At 34.1% G+C, this 8,061-nt stretch carries 7 protein-coding genes and 1 pseudogene; 7 read left to right on the top strand and 1 reads right to left on the bottom strand.

Features of this window, described 5'->3' with window-relative positions; genetic code table 11:
• Positions 1–85: 85 nt before the first annotated feature.
• Positions 86–679, bottom strand: a complete 594-nt coding sequence (locus B2S90_RS03480) for an HAD family hydrolase (protein WP_055234776.1) — start codon at positions 677–679, stop codon at positions 86–88.
• Positions 680–751: 72 nt separating this feature from the next.
• Here B2S90_RS03480 and recG point away from each other — a divergent pair, with 72 nt between their 5' ends.
• The 7 genes and pseudogenes from recG to B2S90_RS03445 all read left to right on the top strand — a co-directional run.
• Positions 752–2,752: an ATP-dependent DNA helicase RecG gene (gene recG, locus B2S90_RS03475; protein WP_278779001.1), complete on the top strand. Its 2,001-nt coding sequence runs from the start codon at positions 752–754 to the stop codon at positions 2,750–2,752.
• A gap of 33 nt (positions 2,753–2,785) precedes the next feature.
• A complete protein-coding gene (plsX, locus tag B2S90_RS03470) occupies positions 2,786–3,760 on the top strand; it encodes a phosphate acyltransferase PlsX (protein ID WP_286696544.1) in 975 nt (324 codons plus the stop codon).
• On the top strand, positions 3,760–4,449 hold the full coding sequence (gene rnc / locus B2S90_RS03465) for a ribonuclease III (protein ID WP_055289171.1): 690 nt from the start codon (positions 3,760–3,762) through the stop codon (positions 4,447–4,449). Before plsX ends, rnc begins: the two co-directional genes overlap by 1 nt.
• 105 nt (positions 4,450–4,554) lie before the next feature.
• Positions 4,555–6,018 carry a nicotinate phosphoribosyltransferase gene (locus B2S90_RS03460; RefSeq protein WP_055289172.1) on the top strand — a complete coding sequence of 488 codons (1,464 nt, stop codon included), beginning with the start codon at positions 4,555–4,557 and terminating at the stop codon, positions 6,016–6,018.
• On the top strand, positions 6,015–6,839 hold the full coding sequence (locus B2S90_RS03455; protein ID WP_286696543.1) for a prephenate dehydrogenase: 825 nt from the start codon (positions 6,015–6,017) through the stop codon (positions 6,837–6,839). The genes B2S90_RS03460 and B2S90_RS03455 overlap by 4 nt, the downstream gene beginning before the upstream one ends.
• Before the next feature lie 141 nt (positions 6,840–6,980).
• Complete coding sequence (locus tag B2S90_RS03450; protein WP_006506217.1) at positions 6,981–7,514, top strand: helix-turn-helix domain-containing protein; 534 nt, start codon at positions 6,981–6,983, stop codon at positions 7,512–7,514.
• A 14-nt stretch (positions 7,515–7,528) separates the two neighbouring features.
• Positions 7,529–8,061, top strand: a pseudogene (locus tag B2S90_RS03445) (ABC transporter ATP-binding protein); the annotation flags it as partial.

Here is an 8,061-nt window from a genome sequence, read left to right as displayed (position 1 = left end):
AATAATGATTGGTATTCAGTATATGGAGAAGACAAAGGTCTTTGTGATATGTAATGAAAAGAAACGAGCTAGGGCTCGTTTCTTTTTAAATAATATGATGTTTTTTTAATTCTTCTTCTAGTTTTGAATGATCAGGCAAATGAATACCATCCATGCCGACGTTCTTACATGCATTAATATTATTGAGAGAATCATCAATAAATAGACACTCATCTGCTTTTAACTGATAACGTTCTAATAATAATTCATATATTCTTAAATCCGGCTTGATTAACTTTTCTTTGGCACTAATAATAGCTCCATCAAATAGAGTAAACCAATCCTGCTTCTTTAAGAAACGATTATATGCATCTAGATGGAAATTAGAAATAATATAGAGAGAGTAACCTTTCTCTTTTAATAGAGAAAGTAACTTTATATTATTTTCAAAAGGAAGAAGTAATTCAATCCATTTTTCCATGATTTCTTCTATATCCAATGCAAGTTCAGGATATTCGTTGATTAATTTTTCTGTAAACTCTTTTCTTGTGATGGACCCTTCGTCTAGTTTGATCCATAAAGGATTCTGGAAGATGATTTCAAATAATTCATTATAATGCGTATAGTTCTTCTTTTTCAGCCAAACTAAAGGCTGATAGTCTAAGAGAACACGCCCTAAATCAAATACAATATTTCTCATATTTTTCTCCTTTTAGTTATTATATGATATACTTAATAAAATGTATATGTTAATCAAATAAGTGGTGATATTATGGAAGAATTAAAGAAAATAACAACAAGTCAAAATAGAATAGATTTATTACATGCTTCCTCTATTGATACTTTAGAAGATATTATTTATCATTATCCTTATAAATATGATGAAGTGACTGAAATATGGCCTCCTATAGAAGATAAATGCTGTGTAGAAGGAGTTATCATAAGTAGTCCTAAAGTATTTTATAAAGGACGTTTTTCACGTATGACATTCAATGCGTCTATTAAAGGCAATGACTATACAGTCACAATCTTTAATCGACATTTTCTTCGCCCTCATTTAACACTTAATCGTATCGTTACTTTACAAGGTAAGGTAGAAGGGAATCGTTTCATTGCTTCTAATATATTATTAAAGAATCTAGATCAATTATCAGGTATTACACCTGTCTATTCATTAAAAGACGGTCTTACAAGTCATGCCTTTTCCCAATATGTTAAAAAAGTATTAGGGATGAATATTCCTATTGAAGATAGTCTTCCTATAGAAATAAGAGAAACAGTCGATCTCATGAGTAAGAAAGAAGCACTTTATGCAGTCCATTTTCCAATGAACCATGAACAACTACAAAAGGGTATTAAAACTCTTAAATATGAAGAATTCTTAAACTTTGAATTGGCTCTTTCTTATCGTAAAATGCAAAGAGAACAGGAAGTAGGCTATGCAAAGGACTTTTCTTTAGATGAAGTCAATGCCTTTATTCATACGCTTCCCTTTAAATTGACGAAAGATCAAAAACAGAGTGCTAAAGACATACTATTAGATCTTCATAATCCAACAATCATGTATCGTTTCTTACAAGGTGATGTAGGAAGCGGTAAGACAATTGTGGCAGCTATAGGGTTATATGCGAACTATTTAAGTGGTTATCAGGGGGCTCTCATGGCACCTACTGAAGTACTGGCAACGCAACACTATAGTAAGCTTAAAAAGACATTTGAAGCATATGATATGAATATTGCGTTACTGACAGGGGCGCTCACTTTGAAAGAAAAGAAAGAAATCTATGAAGGGTTGGAGAGAGGTGTGATTGATTTGGTGATTGGTACACATGCTTTATTTCAGGAGAGTGTTCATTATAAGAAGCTAGGATTTGTGGTAACAGATGAACAGCATCGCTTTGGAGTGAAACAAAGAAAAGCCTTAAAACAGAAAGGTGAAGGTGTTGATTTCCTTGTCATGAGTGCGACTCCTATACCTAGAACACTTGCAATGAGCTTATATGGGGATATGGATGTTTCAAGTATAGAAACGAGACCGGAAGGTAGAAAGCCTATCTTAACAAAATATTTTGAAGGTAGTTCTATGAGACCTTTCTTGAAACAATTAAAGAGTTATTTATCACAAGGTGGACAATGTTATGTCATCTGTCCTTTGATTGAAGATAACGAAGATCTTCCATTAAAAAGTGCTTTGACTATTTATGAAGCGATGTCTTCTTATTTTAAAGGACATTATCAAACAGGACTTCTTCACGGTTCTTTAAAGGATGAAGAGAAAAATGCAGTGATGCAGGATTTTAAAGATAATAAAATACAGATTCTAGTTTCTACTACAGTTGTAGAAGTAGGAGTCGATGTCCCCAATGCGAATATGATGGTTATTTATAACGCAGAAAGATTTGGCTTATCTTCTATCCACCAGCTACGTGGCCGTATTGGAAGAGGAGATCAACAAGGCTATTGTTTTTTGTTATCTGAAGCAAAGGACGAGCCAGCAAAAGAGAGACTGCACTATCTAGAAGAACATGATGATGGATTTGAAATATCACAGTATGATTTAAAAACAAGAGGGCCAGGAGAACTATTAGGTGATAAACAGAGTGGTCTTCCAGCCTTTATGATGGGTGATATTTTTAAAGATATGAATATTCTAGAAGAGACAAGAAGATATGCAATTAAGATGATTCATGACTATTATAAGTACGGGGAATATGAAAACTATATTGAGATGATCAAGAAAAAGATAAAAAAAGGGAATGAATATATTGATTAGTTATGATATTATGTAACTGACGAGGTGATTTTTATGAAATTAGCAATCGATGCGATGAGCGGAGATTTAGGTAGTGCACCTGTTGTGGAAGCCTGCAGGAAGTTTGCAGAAAAGCATCCAGATGTTGAATTATATGTGACAGGTAAAAAAGAAGAATTAACAGCTTTAGAATCTATTAATTCTATTCATATTGTAGATGCACGTGATGTTGTATTAATGACGGATAGTGTATTAGGTGTAAGAAGAAAGAAAGAATCTTCAATGGTGAAGGCTTTAATGATGGCTCGCAAGGATGAAGTAGATGGTGTTGTATCATGTGGTTCTACAGGTGCTTTTTATACTGCTTCAATGTTGTTTGTAAAGCGTATTGAAGGAGTGGAAAAATCATGCCTAATGGCGACTCTTCCTACATATAGCGGCAATAGTACTTGTTTGATGGATGTTGGTGCCAATGCGACTAATACAGCAGAACAACTACAGGAATTTGCAGTAATGGGTTCATTATATAGCAAACTTGTATTAGATAAGGAAAATCCTAAGGTTGCTTTACTTAATATTGGTGCAGAGGATCATAAGGGTGATGAAATGCATCAGGAAGCCTATAAACTATTAAAAAACTGCGATAAGATCAATTTTACAGGTAATGTAGAAGGTAGAGATTTGTTGGCTGGTGATATTGATGTTATCGTGACAGATGGATTTAGTGGTAATATCGCATTAAAAGCCTCAGAAGGTGTAGCTATTCTTCTTATGAAGGCACTTAAAGAATCTTTATTTGCGACATTAAGAGGTAAGATTGGTGCATTATTTGCAAAAACGCAATTATATGCATTAAAAGATCGTTTTGATTATAAATCAGTCGGTGGTGCTTTATTTATGGGCTTTGAAAAAGCAATCGTAAAAGCACATGGCAGTTCAGATGCCAAGGCAGTTTATAATGCAATGGAACTTGTATATAGAATGGTAGACTTAGATGTTGTAGGTCGTATGAAAGAAGGACTTCAATAATGAAAATATTAGATTTCTTACAGAAAGAAAACATTCCTTTTAAGCGTATTGGTCTTTATAAGGAAGCATTTACTCATTCGTCTTATGCAAATGAATCAAATGCTCATATTCCAGATTATGAAAGACTAGAATTTATGGGAGATGCTGTTTTACAGCTATTCGTATCAGAATTTATTTTTGCATTACATCCAGAATATAAAGAAGGACAGTTAACACAGCTTCGCTCTAAACTTGTAAGAGAAGAATCGTTGGCACGTTTTTCTGAAGAACTTCATTTGGGTGAACTTCTTTACTTAGGTGTAGGTGAAGAAAAGAGCGGCGGACGTCATCGTGAAAGTGTTCTTGCAAATATTTATGAATCATTTATAGGTGCGCTTTATTTAGATTGTGGTAAAGAACAGGTGATTCGTATTCTTGAAAAGACAATCTTCAAACATGTCAATGAAGTGAATGAATTTGATGATATCACTGACTATAAGACTAAATTACAAGAATTAGTGCAGTCGGATGACCGCAAGACTGTCAGCTATCATGTTAAGAGTTCAACTGGACCAGCCAATGCCCCTGAATTTGTTATCGAAGTTATTCTAGATGATATGATTTTAGGTACTGGTAAAGGAACAAGTAAAAAGCGTGCAGAACAGCATGCGGCAAAAGATGCATTAATGAAAATGGCAAAGAAGGCTTAATAGTCTTCTTTTTCTTATGTGTAAGTTTTGTAAAAAAAGACAAATCACTTTACTTTTTGTATAATGATAGTATGATAAAAAACAAACAAGTTAGGAGATTATAATATGGGAAATAGTACAGTAAGTGATGCAAGAAATATAACTCTTGTCATGGACTTTTATGAATTAACAATGTCATATGATTATTTTAAACAGGGAAAAAAGGATGAAATTGCATATTTTGATATGTTCTATCGAAAGAATCCCGATAATGGTGGTTATGTCATCATGGCAGGACTACAACAGTTGATTGAAGCTATCAAAGATATGCACTTCTCAAAGGGCGATATTGACTATTTACGTACTTTAAATATGTTTGATGAAGAATTTTTATCTTATTTAGCTGATTTTAAGTTCGATGGTACGATCTGGGCAGTCCCTGAAGGAACACCTGTATTCCCTTATGAACCATTAGTCACTGTTAAAGGAAAATTGATTGAAGCACAGTTATTGGAAACATTCCTTTTAGTGACAATTAACCATCAGTCATTGATTGCGACTAAAACACATAGAATTGTACAGGAAGCTAAGGGTCGTCCTATTATGGAATTTGGAGCAAGAAGAGCACAGGGATATGATGGTGCAACATATGGCGCAAGAGCAGCTTATATTGGTGGAGCATCAGGAACTGCTACAGTATCAGCAGGTAAAGCTTTTGGTATTCCAGTACTTGGTACAATGGCACATTCTTTTGTTCAGTCATTTGACACTGAATATGATGCATTTAAAGCGTATGCCGAAATCTATCCAGATTCATGTATTCTCTTAGTAGATACATATGATACATTAAAAAGCGGTATTCCAAATGCGATTAGAGTTGCAGAAGAAGTATTACAGCCAATGGGTAAGACATTAGCGGGTATTCGTATTGACTCAGGAGATATCGCATATCTTACTAAGAAAGCAAGAATGATGCTTGATGTTGCTGGATTGACTGATACAAAGATTTCTATTTCTAATTCATTAGATGAATATTTAATCCGTTCTGTACTTGAACAGGGTGCACGTATTGATTCATTTGGTGTAGGGGAAAATATGATTACATCTAAGTCTTCACCAGTATTTGGTGGTGTTTATAAGATGGCGGCCATGGAAAAAGATGGTCAGATTGTTCCTAAAATCAAGATTTCAGAAAATAAAGAAAAGATTACTAATCCAGGCTATAAGAAGGTCTATCGTTTAATAGAAAATGAAACAAATAAAGCCATTGCGGATATTGTAATGTTTGCGGATGAAACAATTGATCCAGAAAAGAATCTCACTATTTACTCTCAGTATGATAAATGGAAGAATAAAACATTAATAGGTGGGTCTTATACATTCTTTGAATTACAGGAACCTATCTTCGTGGATGGTGAATGTGTATATGAAGAAAAGACACTTGAAGAAATCAGAGAAAACGTTAAAAAACAGGGCACATTATTATGGGATGAAATATTCCGTTTAGAATACCCACATACTTATTATGTAGACCTTTCTGAAAGACTTATTGACTATAAATTAAAGATGCTTGAGGAAAAACGCGGATGAAAATTACAGTAGTAGGATTAGGCGTTATTGGCGGCAGTTTTGTTAAGGCGCTTAAAGGAAAGGGTTATGAAGTTTATGGTATCGATACAAACCAGCAGACTTTAGATATGGCTAAAGAAGAGGGCTGTATTATTGAAGGTTATCTAGAAGGGAAAGCTATTATCCCTGAAACAGACCTTACAATCATCTGCCTTTACCCAAGTCTTGTCTTAGACTTTATTAAAAACAATCAATTTAAACCGGGAAGTATTGTTACAGATGCCGTAGGAATTAAGTCTTATTTCTTAAGAGAAGCACTTTCTGTCATTCCAGAAGATGTAGAATATATTTCTATTCATCCTATGGCAGGTAGAGAAAAGAAGGGCTATCAATATGCCTCTAAACAGGTATTTGAGAATGCAAACTTCATTATTGTCTATCATGATGATAATAAGAAATCTACTATAGATTTTGTTCAGGAATTCTCTAAACAGTTAGGCTTCCGTTCAGTTAAGATCATGTCTCCTGAAGCACATGATGAAATTATCTCATTTACTTCTCAATTACCTCACTGTCTGGCTGTATCGCTTATGAATAGTGATGATCAGAAATATGAGACAGGAAAGTATATTGGAGACTCATTTAGAGATCTCACACGTATTGCGAATATCAATGAAGACTTATGGGATGAATTGTTTATGAATAATAAGCAGTATCTTCTTGCTTCTATCGAACGCTTTGAAGAACAGCTAGACCTTCTTAAAAATGCGATTCGTGATAATGATGATGAGACTTTAAAGGCTGCATTTAGAAAATCTACAAAAAGAAGAGAACATTTGTAAGAATGTTCTTTTTTATTTCGGAAGTTTAATATATAAAACAAAAAGTTTAAAAAAGAGGTTGAAAGATATCTTTATAAGTGTATAATATTGTTGTTTGATTAAGTGAACAAAAAGTTAATTATATAAAACAGGGAGGATTAGATGGATCTCGGAAGGAAAATTAAACAGCTGCGTCTTGCAAACGACTTAACTCTTGAAGAACTTGCAAACCGCAGTGAATTATCAAAAGGTTTCCTCTCCCAGGTTGAAAGAAATCTAACATCACCATCTGTCGCAACACTTGATGATATTCTTGAAGCATTAGGTACTAATCTTCATGATTTCTTTGATCAGCAGGAGGATGAACAGCTTGTTTTTGGCGAGAAGGATTTTTTTGTGAATGAACAGGATGATTATATCATTCACTATATCGTACCAAATGCTCAGAAAAATGAGATGGAACCTATTCTTATTGAACTAGAAAAGGATAAACGTTCAATGAAGATGGAACCTCATGGCGGAGAAGAGTTTGGTTATGTATTAGAAGGCAAAGTCGTTCTTCATTATGGGATGCGAGAAGAAATTGTTAAAAAGGGTGAAACATTTTATTTGAAGGGCACACGTGCACATTATTTAGAGAATCAGTGGGAAAGAAAGGCGAGAGTGATCTGGATTTCTACACCACCATTATTTTAAATGAGGAGAGTTTTATGAAGAAAATTATTGAATTAGATAATCTGACTAAATCATTTGATGGCCAGGTCATCCTAAAAGGAATTCACCTAGACATCTATGAAAATGAATTCGTAACACTTCTAGGGCCAAGTGGATGCGGAAAAACAACTACGCTAAGAATCATGGCAGGATTTGAAGAACCTGAATCAGGTACTGTATTATTCGATGGTATGAATATGGAAGGTGTACCACCTTATAAGAGAGAATTAAATACTGTCTTCCAGAAGTATGCTTTATTCCCACATATGGATGTTTATGATAATGTGGCTTTTGGTTTACATATTAAGAAGATGCCTGATGAAATCATTGATCATAAAGTAAGAAGAATGCTAGAACTTGTAGGCTTAAAGGGCTTTGAGGAAAGAAACATTTCTCAGTTATCTGGTGGTCAGCAGCAGCGTGTTGCGATTGCAAGAGCTCTAGTTAATGAACCAAAAGTACTTCTTCTTGATGAACCATTAGGCGCACTTGATTTGAAACTAAGAAAAACAATGCAGATTGAATTAAA

It is taken from the genome of Catenibacterium sp. UBA627 (assembly GCF_002299355.1).
In the GTDB taxonomy this organism is placed as follows: Bacteria; Bacillota_I; Bacilli_A; order Erysipelotrichales; family Coprobacillaceae; genus Catenibacterium; species Catenibacterium mitsuoka.
This window is presented reverse-complemented; position numbering and strand designations above follow the sequence as displayed.